General features: G+C 70.5%; 23 protein-coding genes and 1 pseudogene. 7 read left to right on the forward strand and 17 right to left on the reverse strand.

The annotated features are described in order from the left end of the window. Window positions 1–72: 72 nt before the first annotated feature. A complete protein-coding gene (locus GAS53_RS25525) occupies window positions 73–1173 on the reverse strand; it encodes a citrate synthase 2 (RefSeq protein ID WP_151480037.1) in 1101 nt (366 codons plus the stop codon). A 373-nt stretch (window positions 1174–1546) separates the two neighbouring features. On the opposite strand from GAS53_RS25525, the gene pdxH reads away from it, so the two are divergent. Further along, window positions 1547–2230 carry a pyridoxamine 5'-phosphate oxidase gene (gene pdxH / locus GAS53_RS25530; RefSeq protein ID WP_192583276.1) on the forward strand — a complete coding sequence of 228 codons (684 nt, stop codon included), beginning with the start codon at window positions 1547–1549 and terminating at the stop codon, window positions 2228–2230. A gap of 61 nt (window positions 2231–2291) precedes the next feature. Here pdxH and GAS53_RS25535 read toward each other — a convergent pair whose 3' ends face one another. The 8 genes from GAS53_RS25535 to GAS53_RS25570 all read right to left on the reverse strand — a co-directional run bounded on the left by GAS53_RS25535 (window position 2292) and on the right by GAS53_RS25570 (window position 12517). Continuing rightward, entirely contained in the window at window positions 2292–2903 is a 612-nt protein-coding gene (locus GAS53_RS25535) for a TetR/AcrR family transcriptional regulator (protein ID WP_151480039.1), read from the reverse strand. Then, on the reverse strand, window positions 2891–3661 hold the full coding sequence (locus GAS53_RS25540) for an enoyl-CoA hydratase family protein (RefSeq protein WP_151480040.1): 771 nt from the start codon (window positions 3659–3661) through the stop codon (window positions 2891–2893). The genes GAS53_RS25535 and GAS53_RS25540 overlap by 13 nt, the downstream gene beginning before the upstream one ends. Then, window positions 3658–5223, reverse strand: coding sequence for a 4-coumarate--CoA ligase family protein (locus GAS53_RS25545; RefSeq protein WP_151480116.1), 1566 nt, complete (start codon window positions 5221–5223; stop codon window positions 3658–3660). Before GAS53_RS25545 ends, GAS53_RS25540 begins: the two co-directional genes overlap by 4 nt. Window positions 5224–5299: 76 nt before the next feature. After that, window positions 5300–6466, reverse strand: coding sequence for an acyl-CoA dehydrogenase family protein (locus tag GAS53_RS25550; protein ID WP_151480041.1), 1167 nt, complete (start codon window positions 6464–6466; stop codon window positions 5300–5302). Window positions 6467–6547: 81 nt separating this feature from the next. Further along, the gene (locus tag GAS53_RS25555) at window positions 6548–8383 is read right to left on the reverse strand and encodes an acetyl/propionyl/methylcrotonyl-CoA carboxylase subunit alpha (protein WP_151480042.1); all 1836 of its coding nucleotides are present in this window, start codon (window positions 8381–8383) and stop codon (window positions 6548–6550) included. Window positions 8384–8391: 8 nt separating this feature from the next. Beyond that, the gene (locus GAS53_RS25560; protein WP_151480043.1) at window positions 8392–9990 is read right to left on the reverse strand and encodes an acyl-CoA carboxylase subunit beta; all 1599 of its coding nucleotides are present in this window, start codon (window positions 9988–9990) and stop codon (window positions 8392–8394) included. Continuing rightward, entirely contained in the window at window positions 9987–11717 is a 1731-nt protein-coding gene (locus tag GAS53_RS25565) for an acyclic terpene utilization AtuA family protein (protein WP_151480044.1), read from the reverse strand. The genes GAS53_RS25560 and GAS53_RS25565 overlap by 4 nt, the downstream gene beginning before the upstream one ends. Continuing rightward, window positions 11714–12517, reverse strand: coding sequence for a TIGR03084 family metal-binding protein (locus GAS53_RS25570; RefSeq protein ID WP_151480045.1), 804 nt, complete (start codon window positions 12515–12517; stop codon window positions 11714–11716). The genes GAS53_RS25565 and GAS53_RS25570 overlap by 4 nt, the downstream gene beginning before the upstream one ends. Before the next feature lie 156 nt (window positions 12518–12673). Between GAS53_RS25570 and GAS53_RS25575 the strand changes: the two genes are divergently transcribed. After that, complete coding sequence (locus GAS53_RS25575) at window positions 12674–13435, forward strand: class I SAM-dependent DNA methyltransferase (RefSeq protein ID WP_225859082.1); 762 nt, start codon at window positions 12674–12676, stop codon at window positions 13433–13435. A gap of 39 nt (window positions 13436–13474) precedes the next feature. On the opposite strand, the pseudogene GAS53_RS56510 reads toward GAS53_RS25575, so the two are convergent. Both GAS53_RS56510 and GAS53_RS25580 read right to left on the reverse strand, forming a co-directional pair. Beyond that, window positions 13475–13591: pseudogene (locus tag GAS53_RS56510) on the reverse strand (EamA family transporter); the annotation flags it as partial. A 366-nt stretch (window positions 13592–13957) separates the two neighbouring features. After that, a complete protein-coding gene (locus GAS53_RS25580; protein WP_151480046.1) occupies window positions 13958–14191 on the reverse strand; it encodes a hypothetical protein in 234 nt (77 codons plus the stop codon). Window positions 14192–14564: 373 nt separating this feature from the next. On the opposite strand from GAS53_RS25580, the gene GAS53_RS25590 reads away from it, so the two are divergent. Together GAS53_RS25590 and GAS53_RS25595 are read left to right on the forward strand one after the other, a co-directional pair. After that, the gene (locus GAS53_RS25590; protein ID WP_151480048.1) at window positions 14565–15317 is read left to right on the forward strand and encodes a DUF6879 family protein; all 753 of its coding nucleotides are present in this window, start codon (window positions 14565–14567) and stop codon (window positions 15315–15317) included. A gap of 12 nt (window positions 15318–15329) precedes the next feature. Further along, a complete protein-coding gene (locus GAS53_RS25595; RefSeq protein WP_151480049.1) occupies window positions 15330–16181 on the forward strand; it encodes a helix-turn-helix domain-containing protein in 852 nt (283 codons plus the stop codon). A 25-nt stretch (window positions 16182–16206) separates the two neighbouring features. Here GAS53_RS25595 and GAS53_RS25600 read toward each other — a convergent pair whose 3' ends face one another. The 6 genes from GAS53_RS25600 to GAS53_RS25625 all read right to left on the reverse strand — a co-directional run bounded on the left by GAS53_RS25600 (window position 16207) and on the right by GAS53_RS25625 (window position 22211). Further along, on the reverse strand, window positions 16207–16707 hold the full coding sequence (locus GAS53_RS25600) for a hypothetical protein (RefSeq protein ID WP_151480050.1): 501 nt from the start codon (window positions 16705–16707) through the stop codon (window positions 16207–16209). A 398-nt stretch (window positions 16708–17105) separates the two neighbouring features. Then, on the reverse strand, window positions 17106–17366 hold the full coding sequence (locus GAS53_RS25605) for a hypothetical protein (RefSeq protein ID WP_151480051.1): 261 nt from the start codon (window positions 17364–17366) through the stop codon (window positions 17106–17108). Further along, window positions 17363–17725, reverse strand: a complete 363-nt coding sequence (locus GAS53_RS25610) for a DUF6247 family protein (RefSeq protein ID WP_151480052.1) — start codon at window positions 17723–17725, stop codon at window positions 17363–17365. The genes GAS53_RS25605 and GAS53_RS25610 overlap by 4 nt, the downstream gene beginning before the upstream one ends. After that, a complete protein-coding gene (locus GAS53_RS25615; protein WP_151480053.1) occupies window positions 17722–17988 on the reverse strand; it encodes a hypothetical protein in 267 nt (88 codons plus the stop codon). Before GAS53_RS25615 ends, GAS53_RS25610 begins: the two co-directional genes overlap by 4 nt. 144 nt (window positions 17989–18132) lie before the next feature. After that, window positions 18133–19125, reverse strand: a complete 993-nt coding sequence (locus GAS53_RS25620) for an EamA family transporter (RefSeq protein ID WP_404829284.1) — start codon at window positions 19123–19125, stop codon at window positions 18133–18135. A 227-nt stretch (window positions 19126–19352) separates the two neighbouring features. Continuing rightward, complete coding sequence (locus tag GAS53_RS25625) at window positions 19353–22211, reverse strand: FAD-binding and (Fe-S)-binding domain-containing protein (protein WP_151480054.1); 2859 nt, start codon at window positions 22209–22211, stop codon at window positions 19353–19355. 200 nt (window positions 22212–22411) lie between these two features. On the opposite strand from GAS53_RS25625, the gene GAS53_RS25630 reads away from it, so the two are divergent. Genes GAS53_RS25630 through GAS53_RS25640 form a run of 3 tightly spaced genes read left to right on the forward strand, consistent with a single transcriptional unit; the run spans window position 22412 to window position 25127 of the window. Continuing rightward, the gene (locus tag GAS53_RS25630; RefSeq protein ID WP_151480055.1) at window positions 22412–24259 is read left to right on the forward strand and encodes a sensor histidine kinase; all 1848 of its coding nucleotides are present in this window, start codon (window positions 22412–22414) and stop codon (window positions 24257–24259) included. Beyond that, on the forward strand, window positions 24256–24774 hold the full coding sequence (locus tag GAS53_RS25635; RefSeq protein ID WP_151480056.1) for a roadblock/LC7 domain-containing protein: 519 nt from the start codon (window positions 24256–24258) through the stop codon (window positions 24772–24774). The genes GAS53_RS25630 and GAS53_RS25635 overlap by 4 nt, the downstream gene beginning before the upstream one ends. Continuing rightward, a complete protein-coding gene (locus GAS53_RS25640) occupies window positions 24771–25127 on the forward strand; it encodes a DUF742 domain-containing protein (RefSeq protein ID WP_151480057.1) in 357 nt (118 codons plus the stop codon). The genes GAS53_RS25635 and GAS53_RS25640 overlap by 4 nt, the downstream gene beginning before the upstream one ends. Window positions 25128–25133: the final 6 nt, after the last annotated feature.

A 25133-nucleotide genomic window follows, 5' to 3' on the forward strand; every position in this document is an offset into this window, starting at 1 on the left:
GTTCGCGGGGGTTTCGCGGTTCTCTGTGGGGTCCTCTTCAGGGTGCGGTCAGCGGGCTTGTTGCCCTTGCCCTCAGTGGGCGATGTCCTCGTAGCCCTCGATCTCGCGCGGGTTGCGGGTGCCCGGGCCCACATAGCGTGCGGACGGGCGTACGAGACGGGCCGTGCGCTTCTGTTCCAGGATGTGGGCGGACCAGCCTGCCGTACGGGCGCAGGTGAACATCGAGGTGAACATGTGGGCCGGGACCTCGGCGAAGTCGAGGACGATGGCGGCCCAGAACTCGACGTTGGTCGCCAGGACGCGGTCCGGGCGGCGGGCGTGGAGTTCGGCGAGGGCGGCCTTCTCGAGGGCTTCGGCGATCTCGAAGCGGGGGGCGCCGAGTTCGCGGGCGGTGCGGCGGAGGACTCGCGCGCGGGGGTCCTCGGCGCGGTAGACGCGGTGGCCGAAGCCCATGAGGCGCTCGCCCTTGTCGAGGGCCTGCCTGACGTAGGCGTCGGCGTCGCCCGTGCGCTCGATCTCCTCGATCATGCCGAGGACGCGGGAGGGGGCGCCGCCGTGGAGAGGTCCTGACATGGCGCCGACGGCTCCGGAGAGTGCTGCCGCCACGTCCGCGCCCGTGGACGCGATGACGCGGGCCGTGAACGTGGACGCGTTCATGCCGTGTTCCGCGGCGCTGGTCCAGTACGCGTCGACCGCCGCGACGTGCTTGGGGTCGGGCTCGCCGCGCCAGCGGATCATGAAGCGTTCGACGACGGACTGGGCCTTGTCGATCTCGCGCTGCGGGACCATCGGCAGGCCCTGGCCGCGGGCGGACTGGGCGACGTACGAGAGGGCCATGACGGCGGCGCGGGCGAGGTCCTCGCGGGCCTGCTGCTCGTCGATGTCGAGGAGGGGTCGCAGGCCCCACACCGGCGCCAGCATGGCGAGCGCGGACTGGACGTCCACGCGGATGTCGCCGGAGTGGACGGGGATCGGGAACGGCTCGGCGGGCGGCAGGCCGGGGTTGAAGGCTCCGTCGACGAGCAGTCCCCAGACGTTGCCGAAGGAGACGTGACCGACCAGATCCTCGATGTCGACGCCCCGGTACCGCAGGGCGCCGCCCTCCTTGTCCGGTTCGGCGATCTCCGTCTCGAAAGCGACGACTCCCTCGAGTCCGGGTACGAAGTCGGACATCAGGCGGCTCCTCATGATGTGTGCGACAGACGGTTTGTGAGCGTTGTGACAGTTCTGGGAGTTCTGAGGGTGCTGAGGGTGGTGGGGGTTTCAGGAGTTACGGGAAGTGTCGGAGGTGCTGGTGATGCTGGAGGTGCGGGGTTTTTCGTGACCGGTGTTTGTGAGGGTGGTGGTGGTCGTCCGGCTCCGCGGTCGCCTCGTGGACTCGCGGTCCGTACGTCCGTGCGTCATCCCGGTGATGCCCCGTGCGGTCGGCGGTCACCCAACCAATTCGGCACGAGGACGATATCCCGTGGTGCCACCTTTGGGGAGAGTACGCGGCACTCAGTGCCACGCAGTGATGAAGGCCACGCTCTCCGGGTGCCCGTGCGGAATGCGGCAAGATGACCGCGTGACCGACCGTGACCCCGTCCTCGACCCCGCGTTGATGCGCAAGCACTACCGGGCCGAGGGACTCGACGAGACCGAGCTGGCCGACCATCCGATGGAGCAGTTCGCGCGCTGGTTCGCCCAGGCCGCGACGGAGGGCTTGGTGTTCGAGCCCAACGCCATGGTCGTCTCCACTGCCGACGCGGAGGGACGGCCCAGCTCCCGCACGGTGCTCCTGAAGCAGTACGACGAGCAGGGTTTCGTGTTCTTCACCAACTACGAGTCCCGCAAGGCGCGCGACCTGGGCGAGAACCCGTACGTCTCGCTGCTCTTCCCGTGGCATTCGATGGCCCGGCAGGTCGTGGTCACCGGCACCGCGCGGCGTACGGGGCGCGACGAGACGGCCGCCTACTTCCGCACGCGTCCGCACGGCTCCCAGCTCGGTGCCTGGGCGAGCGCCCAGTCGGCGGTGATCTTCTCCCGTGCCGAGCTGGATGCCGCGTACGCCGAGCTGGCCGCCCGTTATCCCGAGGGCGAGCAGGTCCCGGTGCCGCCGAACTGGGGCGGTTTCCGTATCGCCCCCCAGGCGGTCGAGTTCTGGCAGGGCAGGGAGAACCGGTTGCACGACCGCTTGCGGTATGTCGCGCAGGAGGACGGGTCGTGGCGGGTGGAGCGGCTGAGTCCGTGAGGCCGAGCCGAGTGCGGCTGCGCCGCGTGCTGCAGGGCTGAGCCCCGACCAGACTCCGTCCTCAGCCCAGCACGTCGTCCAGGATCTGCGCCCACTGGGCGACCACCCGTTCCCGGCGTGCCGCGTCGTCCGTGAGGAGGTTGGCCAGCCCAAGACCCCTGGCCATGTCGAGGAGGCCCTGGACGGATTCGCGGACGCCGGGGCGGGGCTCGTCGGCGTTCAGCAGTTCCACGGCTATGTGGTGGGTCTCGCGGCCGACCCGGGCCTCCAACTCCGTCACGCGGGACCGCAGTTGGTCTTCGTTGGAGGCGGCGACCCAGAGGTGGAGGGCGGCGCGGAACAGGGGGCCCGTGTAGAGGTCGACCAGGGCGGCCACGACGGCGCGGCGGTCCGCGGCGCCTTCCGGGAACAGGGCGCGCAGGGCGGTGGAGCGTTCCTCGGCGACGTACTCCACGGCTGCCGTGAAGAGGTCCTCGCGGGTCGGGAAGTGGTGCTGGGCGGCGCCCCGGGAGACGCCGGCGCGTTCGGCGACGACGGAGACCGTGGAGCCCGCCCAGCCGTGTTCGGCGAGGCAGGCGACGGCGGCTTCGAGGAGGCGCTGCCGGGTGGCCCGGCTGCGGTCCTGTTTGGGCACGCGCTCGACGAGCGGCGTCGTACCGTTCACCACACCCATGGGGGATCCCGTCGTTCGAGGAAGGCCGTCATCCCCTCGCGGGCCTGCGCGGAGGAGAACAGCCGGGCCGAGAGCGCGGTCAGGTCGGCCGCGTCCCGGTCGAAGGTGTCCAGCACCTTAGCCGTGAGCAGCCGTTTCGTCTCGGCCAGCCCTTGCGGGGAGGCTCGGCGCAGCCCGTCGAGCACGGGCGCGAGCACCTCGTCGGCGTCGTCGCCTGCCGCCGTGACGAGGCCGATCCGGGCGGCCTCGGCGGCGTCGAAGCGCTCTCCGGTGAGGTAGTAGCGGGCCACGGCGCGCGGGTCGAGGCGGGGCAGCAGAGGCAGCGAGATCACGGCGGGCGCGACCCCGATGCGTACTTCCGTGAAGGCGAAGGTGGCCTCCTTGGAGGCGGCCGCGATGTCGCAGGCGCCGAGCAGTCCGAGGCCGCCCGCGCGCGCGTGGCCGGTGACGCGGGCGACGACCGGTTTGGGCAGTTCGACGATCTGGCGCAGGAGGGCGACCAGTACGTCGGGGGGATGGGGGTCCCCCCGCTCGAGCGCAGCCGAGAGTGGGGGAGGGTCGCGGAGGTCCGCGCCCGCGCTGAAGGTGTTGCCGGTGTGGGTGAGGACGACGGCGCGTACGTCACCGTCCTTGCCGCACTCCGTGAGCGCGTCCGCGAGTTCCCCGACCAGCTGGGCGGAGAGGGCGTTGCGCCGTTCGGGCGCGTCGAGCGCGAGGGTGGTGATGCCGCGCTCGTGCGACCGCCGCACCGTGGTCATGCGCGCTCCCTCAGTTCCCGCCGCAGGATCTTCCCGGAGGCTGCCCTGGGCACGCCGTCGATGAAGACGACACGCCGGATCTTCTTGTACGGGGCGACGCGCGCGGCGACGTACTCCATCACCTCACCTTCGGTGAGGTCTTCCGCGGTCGGCTGGCGTACCACGTACGCGTGGGGCCGTTCGTTGTTGTCGGTGTCGTAGACGCCGATGACGGCGGCGTCGGCGATGCCGGGGTGCGTCAGCAGGAGGGCTTCGAGTTCGGCGGGGGCCACTTGGAAGCCCTTGTACTTGATGAGTTCCTTGACGCGGTCGACGACGTACAGCCAGCCCCCCTCGTCGGCGTAGCCGACGTCTCCGGTGTGCAGCCAGCCGTCGGCGTCGATCATCGCGGCGGTGGCTTCGGGGCGTCCCAGGTAGCCCTTCATGACCTGGGGGCCGCGGATGACGATCTCGCCGCGTTCGCCGACGCCGACGTCCTTGTGGGGGTCGTCCAGGGAGATGATGCGCATCTCCGTGCCGCCGATGAGTTTTCCGACGCTTCCGGGAGGCGGGTTCTCGGCGTCCAGGGGGACGACGTGGGTGCCGGGCGAGAGTTCCGTCATGCCGTACGCCTGGCCGACGGGCGGCAGGCCCAGCCTGCGCGAACAGGCCGCCGCCAGTTCGGCGTCCAGGGGTGCCGCCGCGCTGATGATGTACTTCAGGGACGACAGGTCGTAGCCGTCGACGGCCGGGTGCTTGGCGAGGGCGAGGACGATCGGCGGAGCCACGTACAGGCCGGTGATGCGGTGTTTCTCGATGGCCCCGAGGAACGTGTCGAGGTCGAAGCGCGGCAGTACGACGACCGTGGCGCCCTGCCTGAGGGGCGCGTTCATGAGAGCGGTCAGCCCGTAGATGTGGAAGAACGGGAGGACTGCGAGGATGCGGTCGCCGGGGCCCATCGGCATGCAGGGCGCGAGCTGCGACAGGTTGGTGGCGATGGACCGGTGGGTGAGCATCACGCCTTTGGGGACGCCGGTCGTGCCGGAGGAGTACGGGAGGGCCGCCACGTCCTCCACAGGGTCGATGTCGACCTGCGGCTCGGGAGCCGTGGAACCGAGCATGTCGAGCAGCGAGCGGTGTCCGGACGCCTGGTCGCAGACGAAGATCTCCTTTACGCCGCCCGCGAGTTCGGCCGCCGTACGGGCGGTTTCCAGGAGCGGCGACACCGTGATGATCCACGCGGCGGCGCAGTCCCGCAGTTGCTTGGCGAATTCTTCGGGCGTGGCGAGCGGATGCACGGTCGTGACCGACGCCCCCGCGCGCGTGGCGGCGAAAAACGCCGCCGGATAGGCGACGGTGTTGGGGCTGTGCAGCGCCAGTACGTCGCCCTTGCGGACACCGAGGTCGGCCAGCGCGGCGGCGATCCGTCGGTGGAACGTGTCGAGTTGGGCGTACGTGACGGTCATCCCGTCCACACCGTCGATGAGAGCGGGTGTGTCGCCCCGGGCGGCGGCCCGGCCCAGCACCGCGTCGTGGATGGGCTCTTCGACGGCGGAAACGTCTTCGTACTCGCTGTGGAACACCATGGCGGGCCCTTTCCAGGAGTCGGACGGGCGGCTCTACCGGAGCTGAACCGGAAGCCGGTACGGGAGATAGTGCCTAGTAGGACTTGGGCAGGCCCAGGGTCTGGTGCGAGACATAGTTGAGGATCATCTCCCGGCTGACGGGCGCGATCCGGGCCACGCGGGACGCGGTGATGAGTGAGGCGAGGCCGAACTCGCCGGTCAGGCCGTTGCCGCCGAGGGTGTGCACGGACTGGTCGACGGCTTTCACACAGGCTTCGGCGGCCGCGTACTTGGCCATGTTGGCGGCCTCTCCGGCACCGGCGTCGTCTCCGGAGTCGTACAGCAAGGCCGCCTTCTGCATCATCAGGCGGGCGAGTTCGAGGTCGATGTGCGCCTGCGCCAAGGGGTGCGCGATGGCCTGGTGGGCGCCGATGGGGTCCTTCCAGACGGTGCGCTCGCGTGCGTAGGCGACGGCCCTGGAGAGTGCGTACCGGCCCATGCCGATCGCGAAGGCGGCGGTCATGATGCGCTCGGGGTTGAGGCCCGCGAAGAGCTGGAGCAGGCCCGCGTCCTCGTCTCCGACGAGTGCGTCGGCGGGCAGCCGTACGTCGTCGAGGGTGAGCTCGAACTGCTTCTCCGCGCCGTGCAGTTCCATGTCGATCTTCCGCCGTTCGAAGCCGGGTGCTTCGCGCGGGACGATGAACAGGCAGGGCTTGAGCTTTCCTGTGCGGGCGTCCTCTGTGCGGCCCACGATGAGCGTGGCGTCGGCGATGTCCACGCCCGAGATGAACACCTTGCGGCCCGTGAGGATCCAGTCCGTGCCGTCGCCTGCGCGGCGCGCGGTGGTGGTGATGCGGTGGCTGTTGGAGCCCGCGTCCGGTTCTGTGATGCCGAAGGCCATGGTGCGGGTGCCGTCGGCGAGGCCGGGGAGCCAGTTCTGTTTCTGGTCCTCTGTGCCGAAGCGGGCGATCACCGTGCCGCAGATCGCGGGCGACACGACCATCATCAGAAGGGGGCAGCCTGCGGCTCCCAGTTCCTCCAGGACGATGGAGAGTTCCGCTATTCCGCCGCCTCCGCCGCCGTATTCCTCCGGGAGGTTGACGCCCAGGTAGCCGAGTTTGGCTGCCTCCGACCAGAGTTCGTCGGGGTGGGCGCCCGCTGCGACGACCTTGGTGAGGTACGCGCGGCCGTAGCGGTTGCCGAGAGCGGCTACGGCTGCGCGGAGGGCCTTGTGTTCGTCTGTTTCGAGGACGGGGGTCATGGGGGCTCCTCAGGGGGAGGGGGGAACGGCCGTCTGGAGTGTGCGGGTTGGGTGTGGCTGGTCGCGCAGTTCCTCGCGCCCCTAAAGCACGACAGCGAGGAGCGTGCCGACCTCTACCTGTTGGCCGGGGATGGCGTGGAGGGCCGTCAGCGTGCCTGTGGTCGGTGCGGAGATCTTGTGTTCCATCTTCATTGCCTCCAGCCAGATGAGGGGCTCTCCGGCCGTTACGGCGGTTCCGACGGACAGGTTCTCGGCGATGCGGACGACCGTGCCGGGCATGGGGGCCAGGAGGGAGCCGGGTTCCTGCTGGGCGGTGGGGTCCGGGAAGCGGGGCAGGGCCGTGAGCGCGGTGGTGTTCACGTACACGCGGTCGCCGTGGCGGGCCACCTCGAACTTCCGCTGTACGCCGTCGATTTCGAGTACGACGAGGTCGGAGGCCGCATGGACGACGCGGACACCCTCGGCGGTCAGGCCCTCCCGGGTGTGGTGGTATCGGACCTCGTGCTCGTCGCCGTGCATGAGGTAGCGCTTTGTCTGTGGCTGTGAGGGCAGGTTGCGCCAGCCGCCGAAACGGGAGCGGCCTTGGGCGTCCGCGAGTGCCGCGGCCAAGGGGGCGTACGAGTCGGTTGCGGGCTCGGTCAGTTCGGGCAGGCGGCGTTCGTAGAAGGCCGTGTCCATGCGGGCCGTCGTGAACTCCTCGTGGCGCAGGGAGCGTACGAGGAGGTCGCGGTTGGTGAGCGGGCCGTGGATCGTGGCCCGCTCCAGGGAGCCTGCGAGTTTGCGTATGGCCTCCGCGCGCGTGGGGGCGTGGGCGACGGCCTTCGCGATCATGGCGTCGTAGTGGACGCCGATGTCGTCGCCGTCGGTGTAGCCGGTGTCCAGGCGGATGCCGTCCGGGACGGCGAGACAGTGGAGGGCGCCCGTCTGCGGTGCCCACGCCCGTGCCGGGTCCTCCGCGTACAGGCGGGCCTCGATGGCGTGGCCACGCGCGCGTGGAGGGTCGTTCTCGAGAGCCGCGCCCTCGGCGACCTGGATCTGGAGGGCCACCAGGTCGAGGCCGAACACCGCTTCCGTGACGGGGTGTTCGACCTGGAGGCGGGTGTTCATCTCCAGGAAGTGCGTCCTGCCGTCGGCGATCAGGAACTCGACCGTGCCCGCGCCCACGTAGTCGACCGCGCGGGCGGCGCGTACGGCCATCGCGTACAAGGAGTCGGTCAGTTCGGAACTCAAACCGGGCGCCGGGGCCTCCTCGATCACCTTCTGGTGGCGGCGCTGGAGGGAGCAGTCGCGGGTGCCGAGCGCCCAGACCGTGCCGTGGGTGTCGGCCAGGATCTGCACCTCCACGTGCCGGCCGCCCTCCATGTAGGGCTCGACGAAGACCTCGCCGTCCCCGAAGGCGCTGAGGGCCTCGGCGCGGGCCGCAGCCAACTCGGCGTCCAGGTCGGCGAGCCGGCGTACGACGCGCATGCCGCGCCCGCCGCCGCCCGCGGCCGCCTTCACCAGCACGGGGAGGTCGTCCTCGGTGACCTCCTTCAAGGGCTCGAGCCCCATCAGCTCCTTCGCCCGTGTCTTGGAGGCCATCGCCTCGATCGCCTCGGGCGGCGGGCCGATCCAGACGAGGCCCGCGTCGAGGACGGCCCGTGCGAAGTCGGCGTTCTCGGACAGGAAGCCGTATCCGGGGTGGACGGCGTCCGCGCCCGCCGCGACGGCGGCCTTCACGATCAGCTCGCCGCGCAGATACGTCTCGGCGGGCGTCGCACCCGGGAGGCGTACCGCCGTGTCGGCCACGCGCGCGTGGAGGGCGTTCGCGTCGGCGTCCGAGTGCACGGCGACGGTTCGGATGCCCAGCTCGCGGCAGGTGCGGAAGACGCGGCAGGCGATCTCGCCCCGGTTTGCGACCAGCAGACTCGAAATCATGGGACCTCTCACATCCGGAAGACGCCGAAGCCGCCGCGCGCGCCCTCGTAGGGCGCCGTGTGGATCGCGGACAGGCACAGGCCGAGGACGGTGCGGGTGTCGCGTGGGTCGATGACCCCGTCGTCGTACAGCCGCCCGGACAGGAACATCGGCAGGGACTCGGACTCGATCTGCTGCTCCACCATGGCGCGCAGGGCCGTGTCGGCGTCCTCGTCGTACGGCATGCCCTTCGCGGCCGCGGACTGCCGGGCGACGATCGAGAGGACGCCGGCGAGCTGCTGGGGGCCCATGACGGCGGACTTGGCGCTGGGCCAGGCGAACAGGAAGCGCGGGTCGTAGGCGCGGCCGCACATGCCGTAGTGGCCCGCTCCGTAGGAGGCACCCATCAGGACGGAGAGGTGCGGGACCCGCGAATTGCTCACCGCGTTGATCATCATCGCGCCGTGCTTGATGATGCCGCCCTGTTCGTACTCCTTGCCGACCATGTAGCCGGTGGTGTTGTGCAGGAAGAGCAGCGGGATGTCGCGCTGGTTGGCCAACTGGATGAACTGGGCGGCCTTCTGGGACTCCTCGCTGAAGAGCACGCCCTGGGCGTTGGCCAGGATGCCGACCGGATAGCCGTGCAGGGTCGCCCAGCCGGTGGTGAGGCTCGTTCCGTAGAGGGGCTTGAACTCGTCGAAGTCGGAGGCGTCGACGATGCGCGCGACGACCTCGCGGGGGTCGAAGGGGGTGCGCAGGTCCCCCGGGACGATGCCGAGGAGCTCGTCCTCGTCGTACTTGGGCGGGGCGGCCGGGCCCGGATCGCCGTACGCCTTGCGGTGGTTGAGGCGGGCGACCACCCGTCGCGCCTGCCTGAGGGCGTCCTGTTCGTCGACGGCGAAGTGGTCCGCGAGACCGGACACGCGCGCGTGCATCTCGGCGCCGCCCAGGGACTCGTCGTCGCTCTCCTCGCCGGTGGCCATCTTCACCAGCGGCGGACCGCCGAGGAAGACCTTCGCCCGCTCCTTGACCATGATCACGTGGTCGGACATGCCGGGGATGTACGCGCCGCCCGCCGTGGAGTTCCCGAAGACGACCGCGACGGTGGGGATTCCGGCGGCGGACAGCCGGGTGATGTCGCGGAAGATCGCTCCCCCGGGGATGAAGATCTCCTTCTGGGAGGGCAGGTCGGCGCCGCCCGACTCGACGAGGCTGATGCAGGGCAGACGGTTGGCGAGGGCGATGTCGTTCGCCCGGAGGGCCTTCTTCAGGCTCCAGGGGTTGCTGGCGCCGCCGCGCACGGTCGGATCGTTCGCCGTGATCAGGCACTCCACGCCCTCGACGACGCCGATCCCGGTGACGAGCGAGGCGCCGACGGTGTAGTCACTGCCCCAAGCGGCGAGCGGCGACAGTTCGAGGAACGGTGTGTCGGGGTCCAGCAGCAGCTCGATGCGCTCGCGGGCGAGCAGCTTGCCGCGCTTCCTGTGCCGGCCGACGTACTTCTCGCCGCCGCCCGCGAGGGCCTTGGCGTGCTCGGCGTCGAGCTCGGTGAGCTTGGTGAGCATGGCCTCGCGGTGGGTGGCGTAGTCGGGGGAGGTGGTGTCCAGCGCGGACGCCAGGACCGTCACAGCAGAACCTCCGGTATGTCCAGGTGGCGGGAGCGGAGCCATTCGCCGAGGGCCTTGGCCTGCGGGTCGAAGCGGTGCTGCGCGGCGACGCCCTCGCCGAGGATGCCTTCGACGACGAAGTTCAGGGCGCGGAGGTTGGGCAGGACGTGACGAACGACTGACAGATGACAACTTTCAGTTATCAGATTCTGAAATCTGTCAGCTGTCAGCTCGTGGGTGATCCACCGCCACGCCTCGTCGGTCCGCACCCACACCCCCACGTTCGCGTTCCCGCCCTTGTCGCCACTGCGGGCGCCCGCGACAAGGCCGAGAGGCGCCCGCCTCACCGGCCCGGAAGGCAACGGCTCGGGCAGCGGCGGCTCCTCCGGTGTCTCCAGTACGCGGCTGTCCCGGGCCGGCATCACATGGATCCGGCGACCGTCGTGGAGGACGGCCACGTGGTCCACGTCCGCATGGGGGACGTACACATCGTCGAAGACCCCATAGGGCGCGCCCTTTCCCGGTGGTGCCAACACATGGAATCCGGGGTAGCTGCCGAGGGCCAGTTCGACGGCGGCTCCGCTGAGGGTGCGGCCCACCGTGTCCTGGTCGGGGTCGCGCACGACGAGCCGGAGCAGGGCGCTCGCGGTCTCCTCGGTCGGGGCGTCGGGGTGGTCGGTGCGGGCGAGGTCCCAACGGACGTCCGCCGGGCGGGACTTGGCGGCGTCGAGTGCGGACTCCATCTGGGCGCGTACGAGCGCGGCTTTGGCGTCGATGTCGAGGCCCGTCAGGACGAAGACGACTTCGTTGCGGAAGCCGCCGAGCCGGTTGAGGCCGACCTTGAGGGTGGGGGGCGGGGCTTCGCCTCGTACGCCGTCGATCCGTACCCGGTCCGGACCCTCCTGGGTGAGCTGGACCGAGTCGAGGCGTGCGGTGACGTCGGGGCCCGCGTACCGGGCGCCGGACGTCTCGTACAGGAGCTGGGCGGTGACCGTGCCGATGTCCACGACGCCGCCGGTGCCGTCGTGTTTGGTGATGACGCTCGTGCCGTTCTCGTGGAGTTCGGCGATCGGGAAGCCCGGGTGGTGCAGGCGTGCCGGGTCGTGCTCGGTGAAGAAGGCGTAGTTGCCGCCGGTGGCCTGGGTGCCGCACTCCAGGACGTGCCCGGCGACGACGGCACCCGCGAGCCGGTCGTAGGCGTCCGGCGCCCAGCCGAAGTGTGCGGCGGCCGGACCCGTGACCAGCGCGGCGTCGGTGACGCGGCCGGTGACGACGATGTCCGCGCCCTCGCGGAGGCAGGTGGCGATGCCTTCGCCGCCGAGGTAGGCGTGTGCGGCGATGCTCTTCGGGTACCGCCCGGTGAGGTCGTCCCCCTCGACATGGGCGACCCGCGTCGGGATGCCGAGGCGGTCGGCCAACTCCCGTACCGCGGCGGCGAGTCCGGCCGGGTTGAGGCCGCCGGCGTTGGCGACGATGCGTACGCCCTTCTCGTGCGCGAGGCCGAGGCATTCCTCCAGCTGGCGCAGGAAGGTGCGCGCGTAGCCGCTCGCGGGGTTCTTCAGCCGGTCCCGTCCGAGGATGAGCATGGTCAACTCGGCGAGGTAGTCGCCCGTGAGGACGTCCAGGGGGCCGCCGGTGAGCATCTCGCGCATGGCGTCGAAGCGGTCGCCGTAGAAGCCGGAGGCGTTGCCGATGCGCAGCGGGGCGGTTTGCGGGCTGGGTATCGGACCTGCCGTGGGGCGGGTCATCCCGTGGCCCCCTTCGGCTCCTTCGGTGCGCGGCCGGCGCCCGGCGGTCCCGCGAAGGCCTGGGCGATGTCCAGCCAGCGGTCGGCGTCCGGCCCTTCCGCCCGTACGGCGAGGTCGGCGCGGTGGGCCCGCTGGGTGACGAGAAGGCAGAAGTCGAGGGCGGGCCCGGTGACGCGCTGGTCGGCGTCCTCGGGGCCATATGTCCACAAGTCCCCGGAGGGTGCGGCGAGTTCGACGCGGAACTCGTCCTCGGGCGCGCTCAGCCCGCGTACCCCGAAGGCGAAGTTCCGGGCCCGCACCCCGATGCGCGCCACATGCCGTAGCCGGTCTGTGGGTGGCCTCATCACATGCAACGCGTCGGCGATGTCCTGGCCGTGGGCCCAGGTCTCCATGAGTCGGGCCGTCGCCATGGAGGCGGCCGACATGGGTGGCCCGTACCAGGGGAAGCGCGTCCCGGTGGGTGCCGCGCGCAGGGCCTGCTCCAGCTCCTCCCGCCCGGCCCGCCATTCGGCGAGCAGCCTGGCCGGCGGCAGGACGGCCCCTTCCTCCGCGCCCTCGTCCACGAAACCGTCGGGCGAGGCCAGCGCCTTCTCGACCTTCTTCGCGAAGGCTTCGGCGTCGGTCACGGCGAGCAGGGCGGACCGGTCGGTCCAGGCGAGGTGGGCGATCTGATGGGCGATGCTCCACCCCGGGGCGGGGGTGGCGAGCGCCCATCGCTCTTCCCCCAACTCCCGTACCAGCAGGTCGAGTTCCTCGCTCTCCTGGTGCAGATCGTCGATCACGAACGACGGATCGGCCACGATGCGCTCCCCTCGGGGCACGACGGTGTGCTCCCGGCAGCCTGGCAGCGGACGCAGAAACAAGCAAGCGTGCTTGCATTATTGGTTCGCACTACGGCTCCGGGGACCCCGGAAATTGGCGCGCGGCGCGCGTGCACTCCGCAGTACGGTCGGCCGATGGTGGATGACGAGGACGGCTATTTCGGGGAGCCCATCGCGTCGCGGTACGACGAGTCGTCGGCTGAGATGTTCACCCCCGGTGCCGTGGACCCGGCGGTCGACCTCCTGGCCGAGCTTGCCGGAGACGGCCGGGCACTGGAACTGGGCATCGGCACGGGACGCGTCGCGTTGCCGCTGTCGCGGCGCGGCGTCGAGGTGCACGGCATCGACATGTCGCGGGCGATGGTGGCGCGGCTGCGGGCCAAGCCGGGCGGTGACGCGATCGGCGTGTCGATCGGCGACTTCGCGACGACGAAGGTGGACGGCACCTTCTCCGTCGCGTATCTGGTCTTCAACACGATCAACAATCTGACGACGCAGGACGCCCAGGTCGCCTGCTTCCGGAACGTCGCCGAGCATCTGGAGCCCGGCGGAACGTTCGTCATCGAGGTCGGGGTCCCCGAACTGCGCAGGCTGCCGCCCGGGCAGAGCGTCGTACCGTTCCACACGAGTCCGACGCGGTGGTCGTTCGACGTGTACGACGTCGCGACGCAGGCGATGAGTTCGAACTATGTCGAGGTCGTGGACGGCCGCGGCTCGTACTGGTCCGTCCCCTTCCGGTACGTGTGGCCGGCGGAGCTGGACCTGATGGCCCGGCTGGCCGGGCTGCGGCTGCGCGAGCGGTGGGACGGCTGGACGCGGGAGCCCTTCACGAGCGAGAGCGGGCAGCACGTCTCGGTCTGGGAGAAGCTCGAGCAGTCCGAGAGGCCCGCTGGCTGACAGAGGTGCCCGACGTAGGGGAGACCAGGTCTCCAGCCCTTTCGCCCTGCCCCGCCCGACCTGTGTTCGTACCGCGCCCATGCTCGCCGCGATGACGGCCCGATCGCGAGGCCCCTCGGTCACGGACAGTGTCTGGCTCGGGACCAGGAAGCCGGAGATCCAACGGGGCGGTGTCCTGGTTCCGAGCAATTACTCAAGCGCCCAGGTGCGTTCAGCCACGCTGTGGCTCTCAACGCATCGTGATGACGCAGATGCGTAAGCGAGGCGTCAAGGCACAACTGAGTTTCGCCCCAGTCGAGTTGGGGCGAACCCTCAGTCGCAAATCAGTCGGACGCCGGCTCCCCCAGGAGCAGCTCATCACCGGCCGGGAAGCGCGCAGTGCCGCCCTCCTCCCAGGTGACCATGAGGCTAACCCGCCCAGCGGACCCCGGGCGGTCGTCGCGGTCTTGACGGTGCGCCACATACCCTTGTATCCGATCACGTCACCCGGGCCGATCAGCGCGGCACGCTTGGTCGGGACGCTTAAGGGCTCTCGACGGGGTGGATACTGTCCAAAGGGACGTCCCACTCGATCCCGCCACCCTTCGGCCGCACGAACGCGGTCCGGCTGACAACGCGCCCGGTGTCCTTGATGCGTTCCTCGATCACGCCGAGGAGTTCACCGGTCCGGTCGTGCACCGTGTCCTCGACGAGCGTTCCCGCCGGGTACGGCAGTTCGCCGTGGTTGAGCATCGTTGACGGCTTCTCGTTTCGCATTACTCGCGGCCCCCTCGCTGAAGTGCTCGTGCCAGGCGGTCGGCCACATCAACGCGCACACGCCCCAGCTCAACGAGCCGCAATTCAGGGGATCCCGGGTCGACCCTCAGAGAGGGGAAGACGATCCCGATATCGGTCAGTGCTGCTCTCAGGAACTCCGCAGCCGTGTATGGGTCGACGTCCGGTTTCTTCGTAGCCATGAACAGGACGCTAGAGGCGGAGAGTTGGCAGGCGATATGCTGTTTTCTCGAATTTGCTCGCCGCGTGCCTGAGATTGCTGGTGTTTTCTCCTGGGCTCTGCCTCACCCCGTGGTGCCGAGTTGGAGCCCCGACCATGCTGATTGGATCAACATCCCTGGAAGGGAGAGCGTCCATGGCTCGTCAGTTGCGCTTCACCGGCACAGACAGCAAGGTCGACGGCTGCCCCGCCCTGCACACGGACGACGGCACCGGAGAGATCATCGTTCAGGGCACGCCCGTAACCGACCCCGGAGACCTCGCACAGCTTCAGCACTTCGGGCCGGACGAGGCAGCGGTGGCCGTGCCGCGCGAACTGCTCGTGAACTGGGGACCGAAGGAGATGGATCGGGTGCCGGAACTTGTCGACCGGGCCACCTTCCGGCGTCTCTTCAAGACCTTCAAGCACACAGTCTGGCGCCTGGAGACGAGGCGCGGATACGCGTCGGACCGACAGGACCCCGACTTTCACGCGTTCCTGGCCACCGGCTCATCGCCCTTCGACCCCAACGAACCGTGGTTCGTCAACATCCGGGCCCAGACGGGCGTTGGCAAGCAGGTCGGCCGTGTCCGCGTCGCCGACAACCCGCCCACCACGGAACAGCTGTTCTTGCTCGACTACGCCCGGCACAACGCGACTGTGGGCGAGGACATCCGCTACCTCTGGCGCGAGGACGCAGACCGGGCCGCCCTGCCCGCTGAGGATTTCTGGATCTTCGACTCGCGCCTGGTCGCTCTGCTGCACTTCGATGACGAAGACAACATGCTCGACATCGAGATGATCAGTGAACCGGCAGAGGTCGTGCGTTACTCGATCGCGCGTGACGCGGCGATGCACCATGCGGTCCCGTACGACCAGTTCGCGGCGCAGGTGGCCGCGACCGAATAGCGCGCGTGACCGGTGAGCACTGACTATCAGCAGGCACGGGCAGTGCTGGGAGCGCGGCTGCGTGAACTCCGCTTCTCGTGCCCTGGTGGTCGGCTCACCGGTCAGCAACTCGCGCAGCGGCTCGGCTGGCCAGGCTCCAAGGTCAGCAAGCTGGAGAACGGCAGGCAGACGGCCACCCCCGAGGACCTTCGGGCGTGGGCCGACGCGACCGAACAGCCAGGTGCATATCCCGAACTCGCCGCCCGGCTGGCCGGGTTCGAGTCGCACATCAGGTCATGGCGCAGGGCTCTGGCGAACGGCTTCAAGCCTCTGCACGAGGGATTGAGCGCGGAGATCGACCGCACCTCGGAGATGTGGGTTTGGGAAGAGTCGGTGGTCGCCGGACTGATGCAGACCCCCGAGTACGCACGTCACGTCATCCAGCGCTATTCGGAGCTGCTGGGCGGAGCGAGCGACACTGAGGACGCCGTGCGCGCTCGGGTGCAGCGGCAAGAGTGGCTGTACCGGCCCGGTCGCAAGCTGCACGTCCTGATGTGGGAAGCCGCGTTGCGGTCACTCATCGGCCCTCCCTCCGTGCTGGCCACCCAGCTCGACCGCCTCACGGGCATGATCGGTATGGACACGGTCGAACTGGGCATCATCCCGTTCACTGCGTCCGTCAAGATCGTGCCCGCCAATGGCTTCTGGGTCCTTGATGACCGCCTGGTCGTCGCGGAGGACTGGCACGCAGAACTGTGGTTGGACGACGCCGACAACATCGCCCTGTACTCGAAGGTGTGGAAGACCCTCGGTGAGTCTGCGGTGTACGGGGCCGACGCCCACAACGTCATCAGTGCGGCGCGACGTGCGCTGAACCCGCGTTGAAGCGCTCGGCGTGCCCTTCCGACCCTCAGCGCTTGACGAATCGTCCCTTGATGCGGTTGCGCCAGCGCTCCAGCTTGAACGGCACCTTGAAGTTGGCCTCAGCCTTGATGGCTTCGGCCAGCCGTTCGTCGATCAGGTCGGCGTTCTCGGTCAACCGCTCGATGTCTTCCCACTTCTCGTCAGCCTTGCGGTGCGCTTCCGTATCTGCTGAGGGACTGCTGTTCAACCTGCGCCATTCGGCGGTGGCCCCTGCCCACTGGCCGAACGCGATATTCGTCTCCAGGTTGATGGCGTTGACGGCCGATGAGCCGAACATCTCAAGCTCTGCTGCGATAAGACTCATCTCTTTGAGTTCCCGCTCGGCGTTGATCAACTCAGCGGGGTTGTTGCCGGTCTTGAGGAACTGGCTCCGGGCGTACGCGAAATCTCGGCGTGACCTCAACAGAAGTTTGTACGTGTCCATCTTGCGGTCCCACACCTTGTGCCGACGGTCGCGGGCACGGGTCAGCAGGTGCGTGAGCAGCACGGCGGAGGTTGAAGCCACAGCGCCGACCGATGCGGCGATGAGGGTGGCTTCCCAGGGTTGCAGGGCCCTGGCGGGAGCGTAGGGCCCTGTGGGGTCTCCCGGGAGCTCGTCCGGGGATCTACGGAGAAGTCCCGGAGGACCAACCTCCGGGGCCTCTGCGCGTTCAAAGCACGCCGAGCGACGTCAGCACCGTCATGCAGAGGATCATGCAGCCAGCGAAATGCGCCACCGCCGAAGAGGAGAGCTTCACTGACCGGCGATGGCTCCGATTCCGTTCCGCCTCGCCATCGCTGTCTGTCTGTCAGCCTGTGGAAGGGACGGCCCATACGCACGCTGAACACGATGTACTCGACCCGCCTGGCTCCCGCGGACAGGGCGAAGGTCGTGAAGGTCGGCTCTCACAGGAGAGGGTCAGGAGTGATCTGCCAGATGGTGACGAGTTCCGTGCGCGGCGTGATCATGTAGACGAAGAAGCCGCCGTCCACGAACGCATGCTTCGCCCCCTCGTCCGCACCTTGAAAAGCAGGACCGTGGAGATAGAGGGCTTCAGCCGCCCTCACCAGCTCGTCCGCTCTCTTCTCCACCTCGGCGATGAACGCGGGTGGAGCGCCGGCCGCCACGGTCTCCTCGTCCGGGACGTATTCCCAGTGCCAGGTCACGCGGTGTGCACCGCCTTGGCCGCGTCACGATAGATACCGCCGGCCGTGGTCAGGTGTGTGCGCGCCTCGTCCGGGGCAGTCGCGACGTGGGCGAGGTACTCGGCGCGGTGGTAGGCCTTCGCCCTCTCCGGGTACCGCTCGATCTCGATCAGGGCAGCCCAGTGGATGAGGTAGGCGTGGACCGGCTTGATGGAGCCGTGCTCCACGGCCTCTGCGAGTGCCTGGTCCTTGGCTTGGTCGTAAGCGGCCAGGAGTTGGGGGGCGACGACGGCGCAGGCCGCGCGGAGGGCGGCGGGGGTTCGCTCCGGACGCGGGATAAGCGGTCCGTCGCCTACTGTTTCGGCGTGCTGGGCGCTCACGCTGCCGTTCCCTTCGTCGTATCGGTGCCAGTTGTCCTGCTCTTGACCCCTCGCTCCTGGGCCTCACGCATCTTGCCCTCTTGCATCTGGCGGATGCGCGACGAGGTGTATCCGGATGCTTCGGCCACGCGGACCGGCCAGCCGCGCCGGGTGGAGGTGGTCAGGGCATTACTGATGGCCTCTGCGAGGCGGTCGGAGGCGGCGTCGAACGCCGCACGTGTCGTGCGGATATGGTCGATTGCCGCTTTCTCGTCCGGGGTCATGGCGTCCGGCGTGAGGTGCGGGGTGTTGCGAGTATGCGGGGTGCTGGGGGTCCGGGGCACGAACCGACTCTAGCGTTCGCCACAATTATTTGCGAAACGATTTGCGTTTTCTGCCAACTGTGTTCGGTCGTGCCCGAGCATGGGTCAAGACGCTGACCCGGACTCCAGCCCCTTCGCCCTCCCCCGGCCCACCTGGGTCCGTACCGCCCCCATGCTCGCCGCGATGACGAGGGCGATCGCCAGGGCCTCCGTCACGGACAGCGTCTGGCTCAGCACCAGGAAGCCGGCGATCGAGGCGACGGCCGGTTCGAGGCTCATGAGGACGGCGAAGGTGGAGGCGGGGAGGCGGCGGAGGGCGAGGAGTTCGAGGGTGTACGGGAGGACGGAGGAAAGGATTGCGACGGCGGCGCCCAGGGCGATCGTGGTCGGGTTCAGAAGCTTCGCACCGGACTCGACGAGGCCCAGGGGCAGGAAGAGCACGGCCGCGAACGCCATGGCGAGCGCCAGGCCGTCGGCCTGCGGGAAGCGTCGCCCCGTACGGGCACTGAAGACTATGTAGGCGGCCCACATGGCGCCGGCCGACAGGGCGAACGCGACACCGACGGGGTCGAGGCTGTCGAAGCCTCCGCCGCCGAGCAGGAAGACGCCGCCGAGGGCGAGGCCCGCCCAGACGAGGTTGATCGCGCGGCGGGAGGCCAGGACGGAGAGCACGAGCGGGCCGAGCACCTCCAGGGTGACGGCGGGGCCGAGGGGGATGCGGGCGACCGACTGGTAGAAGAGGCCGTTCATCGCGGCCATCGTGACGCCGAAGGCGACGACGGTGCCCCAGTCGGCGCGCGAGTGCCCGCGGAGCCTGGGCCGGCAGATCACCAGCATCACGATCGCGGCGACGGCGAGCCGGAGCGTTACGACGCCGAGCGCGCCGGCCCGCGGCATGAGGCTCACGGCGAGGGCGCCGCCGAATTGGACGGAGATCCCTCCGGCGAGCACGAGACCCACGGGCCCGAGGGACCGCAGTCCCCGGGGGGCGTCCGCGGGAGTGGGGCCGGATGCGGGGTCCTGCACGGGGGCCTCCCCGGCGACGGCGCCCGCGGGGTCGGCGACCGAGGAGGGCCGGTCAGCGCTGGGGATGTTCACGGGGCCGTCCAGGAAGTTCGGGTCGAGAGCTGTCGTTCATCATGGTGCACTGCTCGGTCCAGAGTAATGGACTCCGTCAGGGCTGTGAACCCATTTTGCAGCTTACGGGGGGGGCGGGCGTCGGGGACGGGAGCGGCCGTCTGGAGGGTGCGGGTCCGTCGTGGCTGGTCGCGCCCACGCGGCGGAGCCGCAAATGTCACAGCCCCGCGCCCCTGAAGGGGCACGTCTCACCTCTCGAGCCCGTCCAACCCCTCCGCCAGCACCTCCGCCAGATGCCGTCCCCTCATATCCCCCACCTGTTCCAACTGCGTGCGGCACGAGAAGCCGTCCGCCAGTACCACCGCTCCCTCCTCCGCCGCTCGGACCGCCGGCAGCAGCTGTTCCTCCGCGCACGCCACGGACACCTCGTAGTGCCCCTTCTCGAAGCCGAAGTTGCCTGCCAGGCCGCAGCAGCCGCCGGAGAGTTCGCCGGTCAGGCCCGCTGCCGCGCGCAGGCGGCGGTCCGCCGCGTCGCCGAGGACCGCGTGCTGGTGGCAGTGGGTCTGGCCGGCCACGGGGCGGTCGACGCGCGGTGGGATCCAGTGCGGGGCCTGGCGTTCCAGAGCCTCGGCGAACGTCACCACCGAGTCCGCGAGGCGCCGGGCGCGCGGGTCGTCGTGGAGGAGCTCGGGGAGGTCCGTACGGAGGGCGGCGGCGCAGCTCGGTTCCAGGACGACCAGCGGGGTGCCGAGGTGGGGTTCCATACGGTCGAGGGTGCGCCTCATCACCGTACGGGCGCGGTCGAGTTGGCCCGTGGAGACGTACGTCAGGCCGCAGCACACTCCGTCCGGGGGCAGGATCACCCGGCGTCCCGCGTCCTCCAGGACGCGTACGGCCGCCCGGCCCACCTCGGGCGCGAGGTGGTTCGTGAAGGTGTCCGGGAAGAGGAGGGTGGTGGGCACGGAAGCCGCATCGGCATGCCGGCTCGGTGCCCCACCCGCACCCCTCTCACGCTCACGCCGGCCGAACCACCGCCGGAATGGCTCCCCCGCCACCCGAGGAATCCCCCGCTCGGCCGCGATCCCGCCCAGCCGCTTGCCGAGCCCGGCCAACATCTGTACGGAAGCTAGGGCGTTGACCACCCCCGCCAGCCGCGCCCGCGACACGAAGCGCAGCCACACCGGCAGCCACCCCATCGCATAGTGCGCCGCGGGACGGCGGCGCCCCTCGTAGTGGTGGTGGAGGAACTCCGCCTTGTACGTGGCCATGTCGACGCCGACGGGGCAGTCGGAGCGGCAGCCCTTGCAGGAGAGGCACAGGTCCAGTGCGTCGCGGACCTCTGTGGACGCCCAGCCGTCCGTGATCACCTCACCCGCGAGCATCTCGTGCAGCAGCCGGGCACGCCCGCGCGTGGAGTGCTCCTCCTCGCCGGTCGCGCGGAAGGAGGGGCACATGACGGCGGACGAGTGCGAACCGGCCGGACCGGCGGAACCGGCCGCTTCCGTACGGCACTTGGCGACGCCCACGCACCTGCGTACCGCCGCCGAGAAGTCCCCTCCGTCGTGCGGGTAGCCGAAGGCCACGTCGACCGGCCCTCGCGGGAGGACGGCGAACCGAAGGTTCGAGTCCAACGGCGCGGGCCGTACCAGCATCCCCGGGTTGAGCAAGTCGTCCGGGTCCCACACCGCCTTCGCGCGCTCGAAGAGGCCGACCATCTCCGGTCCGTACATCCGCGGCAGCAGCTCCGCCCGCGCCTGCCCGTCGCCGTGCTCCCCGGACAGCGAGCCCCTGTGGGAGACGACCAGCTCGGCCAGCTCCTCCGAGAAGCGGCGGAAGCGGGCGATGCCCTCGCGGGAGAGGAGGTCGAAGTCGATGCGTACGTGGATGCAGCCGTCCCCGAAGTGCCCGTACGGCGTGCCGCGCAGGCCGTGGGAGGACAGCAGCCCCCTGAAGTCCCGCAAGTACGGCCCCAGTCGGGCCGGTGGCACCGCGCAGTCCTCCCAGCCCGGCCAGGCCTCGGTGCCGTCGGGCATCCGGGTCGCCGTGCCGCTCGCGTCCTCGCGGATGCGCCACAGGGCGCGCTGTCCGGCCGGGTCGGTGACGACGAGGGAGTCGACGACGTCCGCGGCGCGCACGATCGCGTCCGCACGCGCGCGTGCCTCCGCCGGCGTCGCACCGCCGGTCTCCACGAACAGCCAGGCGCCGCCCTTGGGCAGCCCCGCGTCCGCCCGTACGAGATCGGCCGCCATGCCCTCCACCGTCAGCGGCCCGAGGGGCAGCAGGCCTGCCGCGGCCGAGGCGGCGGCGCTCTCGTCCGCGTACGCCAGCACGGCCAGCGCACGCGCGCGTGGGGCCTCGACCAGCTGTACGACCGCCTCCGTCAGCACGCCCAGGGTGCCCTCGGAGCCGCAGAAGGAGCGGGCGACGTCGGCGCCCTTCTCGGGGAGCAGCGCGTCCAGCGCGTACCCGGAGATGCGGCGGGGCAGGTCCGGGAAGCCGGTGCGCAGCCGCCCCAGCTCCCCCTCCACCAAGGCCCGTAGGCCCTCCGGAGCACCCGACCACGACTGGCCCGGCCGCAGGGACTCGCCCCTGCCCGTCACCACGGACAGCTCGCGCACGCTGTCGGCCGTCGTGCCCCAGGCCACCGAGTGCGACCCGCACGAGTTGTTGCCGATCATTCCGCCGAGCGTGCAGCGGCTGTGGGTCGAGGGGTCGGGCCCGAACCGCAGCCCGTGCGGTGCGGCGGCCTCCTGGAGGCGGTCCAGGACGACTCCCGGCTGGACCACGGCCGTGCGGGCGTCCGCGTCCAGGGAGACGATCCGGTTCATATGGCGAGTGAAGTCCAGGACCACGCCCGTGCCCGTCGCCTGTCCCGCGATCGATGTGCCGCCGCCGCGCGCCACGACCGGCACGCCGAGCCGGGAGCACACGGACAGCGCCGCCGCCACGTCGTCGGCGTCTCTCGGGGCGACCACTCCGAGCGGCACGCGCCGGTAGTTGGACGCGTCCATGGTGGTCAGCGCCCGCGCGGTCGCGTCGAAGGCGACCTCTCCGCGCACGGCCTTCTCCAGTCCCGCCCGCAGCTCCCCGAGATCCGTTTCCGTCATGCCTCCAAGGATGCCTCCCGTCACTGACAGTGACCCGCAGCGATCGGAGGAGGGTCGCGACGGAGGGCCGTACCGAATCGCGTACGAATTGTGAGAGTGGACCGGAACCTGCCCTTACCGATCACGAACTCCCATATAGTGACCGCCAGTTGAGCACCAGGTGTCGCATCCCACCCAGGACACGACCGAGGACACGATTAATGACCGCGCCCACCCCGCAAGCGCGCCCCACCACAGATCGGCCGTCCCTCGCGCACCCCGGAGTCGAACGACCCCGCCTGCGTGCCGTCGTGATCGCCCCGCTCCTCACCGCCGTACCGGCCGCGCTCGCCGTCGGCGCCGCGGTCGCCCTGGCCCCCGCGTCGGCCCGCGTACCCCTCGCGTGGGGCGCGGGCGCTGCCGCCGTCCTGCTGTGCGTGGCCGTCACCCTGGCGAGTCATGCCGCGCAGACCTCACGATTACTCCTCCGCCGCCTCGACGCGGTCTCCCAGGACGCTCGCCGACTGCTCCGGGAACAGGCCCGCCTCACCGAGGAGTCGGCCCGCGAGCGCGCCCGGCTCACCGACGAGTTCACCCGGGAACGCGCCCGCCTCGCCGAGCAGAACGCACACCAGAAGGTCCGCCTGGCCGCCGAACTCGACCGCGAGCGCGTCCGGGTCACCGCGGAGCACGCGCGCGTGGCCGACGAATTGCGGCAGGCGAGGACCGACCGCGCCGCCGCGATCTCGGCGGCCGCCAACACAGCCGGCCGGTTGCAGGCCCTGGCCACGAGTATGCTCGCCGACCTGCGCGCCATGGAGGAGAGGCACGCCGACGAGGACGTACTCGCCGACCTCCTCCATCTCGACCACCGCACCGCCCAGGCGGGCCGCCTCGCCGACTCCGTCGCCGTCCTCGCGGGCGCCCGCTCGGGCCGCCGCTGGGCGCGGCCCATCGTCATGGAGTCGATCCTGCGCGGCGCGATGGGCCGTATCAGCGGCTACCAGCGCGTACGCGTCCACTCGGCGAGCGGGGCCGCCGTCGCAGGACACGCCGCCGAGGGCGTGATGCACGCGCTCGCCGAAATCCTCGACAACGCCGCGAACTTCTCGCCGCCCACGGCCGAAGTGCACGTCTACGTAGAGGAGGTTCCGGCCGGAGTCATCGTCTCCGTGGAGGACAGCGGGCTGGTGATGGGCGAGGTGCAGCTGCGCCGCGCCGAACGTGCCGTCTCCGGCGAGGAGGCGGAACTCGGCGGCCTCTCCGGCACCCGGCTCGGCCTCGCGGTCGTCGGCCGCCTCGCCCGCAAGTACGGCCTGAAGGTCTCCTTCCGCCCCTCCGCGCGCGGCGGCACGGGCGTCCTGCTCCTCGTCCCGCAGGACATCCTCGCGAACCCGGCCCAGGCCCCTGCTCCGGTCCCGACGCAGGCCCCGGCCGCGTCTCCAGCCCCGGCTCCTCCGGTCTCGACTGCGGCTCCGGCTCCGGCCCCTGCTCCGGTCTCGACTGCGGCTCCGGCCGGGGCTCCATCCTGGACTCCGACCCCAGCCTGGGCTCCGACTCCAGCCGTCGAGGATCCCGCGGAGCCCCTCCCGAAGTCCCAGCCTTGGGCCCAGTCCCAGCCCTGGGCCGAGTCCCGGCCCGAGTCCCGCCCCCAGGGCTCGTACGCCGCCTCCCACGCCCTCTCCGACCTGGACCCGGAGCCCGTGCCGACCCACGAGTCCGCGCTCCGGCCGGTCGCCGCCGACCCCCTGGGCACCCTCCCGAAGCGCCACCGCGGCCGCACCCTGGCCGAGGCGGAGGCCGAAGCGGAGGCCCAGCGAGCCCGCACCCGGCCTTCGGCCGCCCCCGCCTCAGGCGCCTCCGCTTCCGCCTCCGCCTCCGCCTCCGCCTCCGCCTCCGAGGCTCCCGGCAGCCCCGAAGCCGCTGGCCCCGCCCCCGACGACGTGACGACCCGAGCCGCCCGCTTCAGCAGTTTCCGCCAAGCCGTCCGAGGGACGTCGGCGGAGGAGCCCGTACAAGCCCGTACGAGTCCTGCCACCTCCCACCCGGAAAGCGACCCCACTTCATGACCGGCCCCACCGGCCCCAACGGCACCACGGCCACTGCCTCCACCACGGCCACCGCCGACGAGAAACTCACCTGGCTGATGCAGGGCCTGCTGGCGCGCACCCCGGGTGCCCGGCACGCGCTCGTGCTCTCCCGGGACGGCCTGAAGCTGTGCCGTACGCCCGAGCTCTCCGTCGACCAGGCCGACCAGCTCGCCGCGATCGCCGCCGGTATCCAGTCGCTGTCCCACGGCGCGTCCATGGAGTTCGGGGACGGCACCGGAGGTGTGCGGTCGGCGATGACCGAGTTCTACGGCGGGGTCCTGTTCATCGTGGAGGCGGGCGAGGGCGCGCACCTGGCCGTGGTCACGGCCGAGGAGGCGGACCCCGGGCTCGTCGGCCACAACATGGGCGAACTCGTGGAGCAGCTCGGCGGACACCTGAGCGCGCAGCCGCGTACGTCACCGAGCCTGCAGCCCCTTGCATCACCGAACCCGCAGTCCCGTACGTCACTGAGCGCGCAGCCTCGTACGTCATGAGTCGGCCGGGCAGGGACGACTCGCCCGACCGGCTCTACACCCTCACCGGAGGGCGCAGCCGCTCTGCGCCCGGCACCCCGTTCGACCTGGTGACGCTGGTCGTCGCCGAGTGCGATCCGGCTCCCGGCATGCAGTCGGAGCACGCGGCGATCCTGCGCCTCGCCGAACGGCCCACCGCCGTCGCGGAGGTCGCCGCCGAGCTGCGGCTGCCGCTCACCATCACGAAGATCCTGCTCTCCGACCTCCTCGCCGAGGGCCGTGTCAGCGCCCGCCACCCGCGCAAGGCCGTACTCGCCGGGCGCCCCGATCCCGACATCCTGGAGCAGGTGCTCGTTGGCCTCCGCAACCTCTGACGCCCC

This window comes from Streptomyces albicerus (assembly GCF_008905045.1).
In the GTDB taxonomy this organism is placed as follows: Bacteria; Actinomycetota; Actinomycetes; order Streptomycetales; family Streptomycetaceae; genus Streptomyces; species Streptomyces albicerus.

What these genes read in the sequence shown, in the direction of transcription:
- GAS53_RS25525 (WP_151480037.1), bottom strand. Translation starts at nt 1,173, where the DNA reads ATGTCCGACTTCGTACCCGGACTCGAGGGAGTCGTCGCTTTCGAGACG.
- pdxH (WP_192583276.1), top strand. Translation starts at nt 1,547, where the DNA reads ATGCGGCAAGATGACCGCGTGACCGACCGTGACCCCGTCCTCGACCCC.
- GAS53_RS25535 (WP_151480039.1), bottom strand. Translation starts at nt 2,903, where the DNA reads ATGGGTGTGGTGAACGGTACGACGCCGCTCGTCGAGCGCGTGCCCAAA.
- GAS53_RS25540 (WP_151480040.1), bottom strand. Translation starts at nt 3,661, where the DNA reads ATGACCACGGTGCGGCGGTCGCACGAGCGCGGCATCACCACCCTCGCG.
- GAS53_RS25550 (WP_151480041.1), bottom strand. Translation starts at nt 6,466, where the DNA reads ATGACCCCCGTCCTCGAAACAGACGAACACAAGGCCCTCCGCGCAGCC.
- GAS53_RS25555 (WP_151480042.1), bottom strand. Translation starts at nt 8,383, where the DNA reads ATGATTTCGAGTCTGCTGGTCGCAAACCGGGGCGAGATCGCCTGCCGC.
- GAS53_RS25565 (WP_151480044.1), bottom strand. Translation starts at nt 11,717, where the DNA reads ATGACCCGCCCCACGGCAGGTCCGATACCCAGCCCGCAAACCGCCCCG.
- GAS53_RS25575 (WP_225859082.1), top strand. Translation starts at nt 12,674, where the DNA reads ATGGTGGATGACGAGGACGGCTATTTCGGGGAGCCCATCGCGTCGCGG.
- GAS53_RS25580 (WP_151480046.1), bottom strand. Translation starts at nt 14,191, where the DNA reads ATGCGAAACGAGAAGCCGTCAACGATGCTCAACCACGGCGAACTGCCG.
- GAS53_RS25590 (WP_151480048.1), top strand. Translation starts at nt 14,565, where the DNA reads ATGGCTCGTCAGTTGCGCTTCACCGGCACAGACAGCAAGGTCGACGGC.
- GAS53_RS25615 (WP_151480053.1), bottom strand. Translation starts at nt 17,988, where the DNA reads ATGACCCCGGACGAGAAAGCGGCAATCGACCATATCCGCACGACACGT.
- GAS53_RS25625 (WP_151480054.1), bottom strand. Translation starts at nt 22,211, where the DNA reads ATGACGGAAACGGATCTCGGGGAGCTGCGGGCGGGACTGGAGAAGGCC.
- GAS53_RS25630 (WP_151480055.1), top strand. Translation starts at nt 22,412, where the DNA reads ATGACCGCGCCCACCCCGCAAGCGCGCCCCACCACAGATCGGCCGTCC.
- GAS53_RS25635 (WP_151480056.1), top strand. Translation starts at nt 24,256, where the DNA reads ATGACCGGCCCCACCGGCCCCAACGGCACCACGGCCACTGCCTCCACC.
- GAS53_RS25640 (WP_151480057.1), top strand. Translation starts at nt 24,771, where the DNA reads ATGAGTCGGCCGGGCAGGGACGACTCGCCCGACCGGCTCTACACCCTC.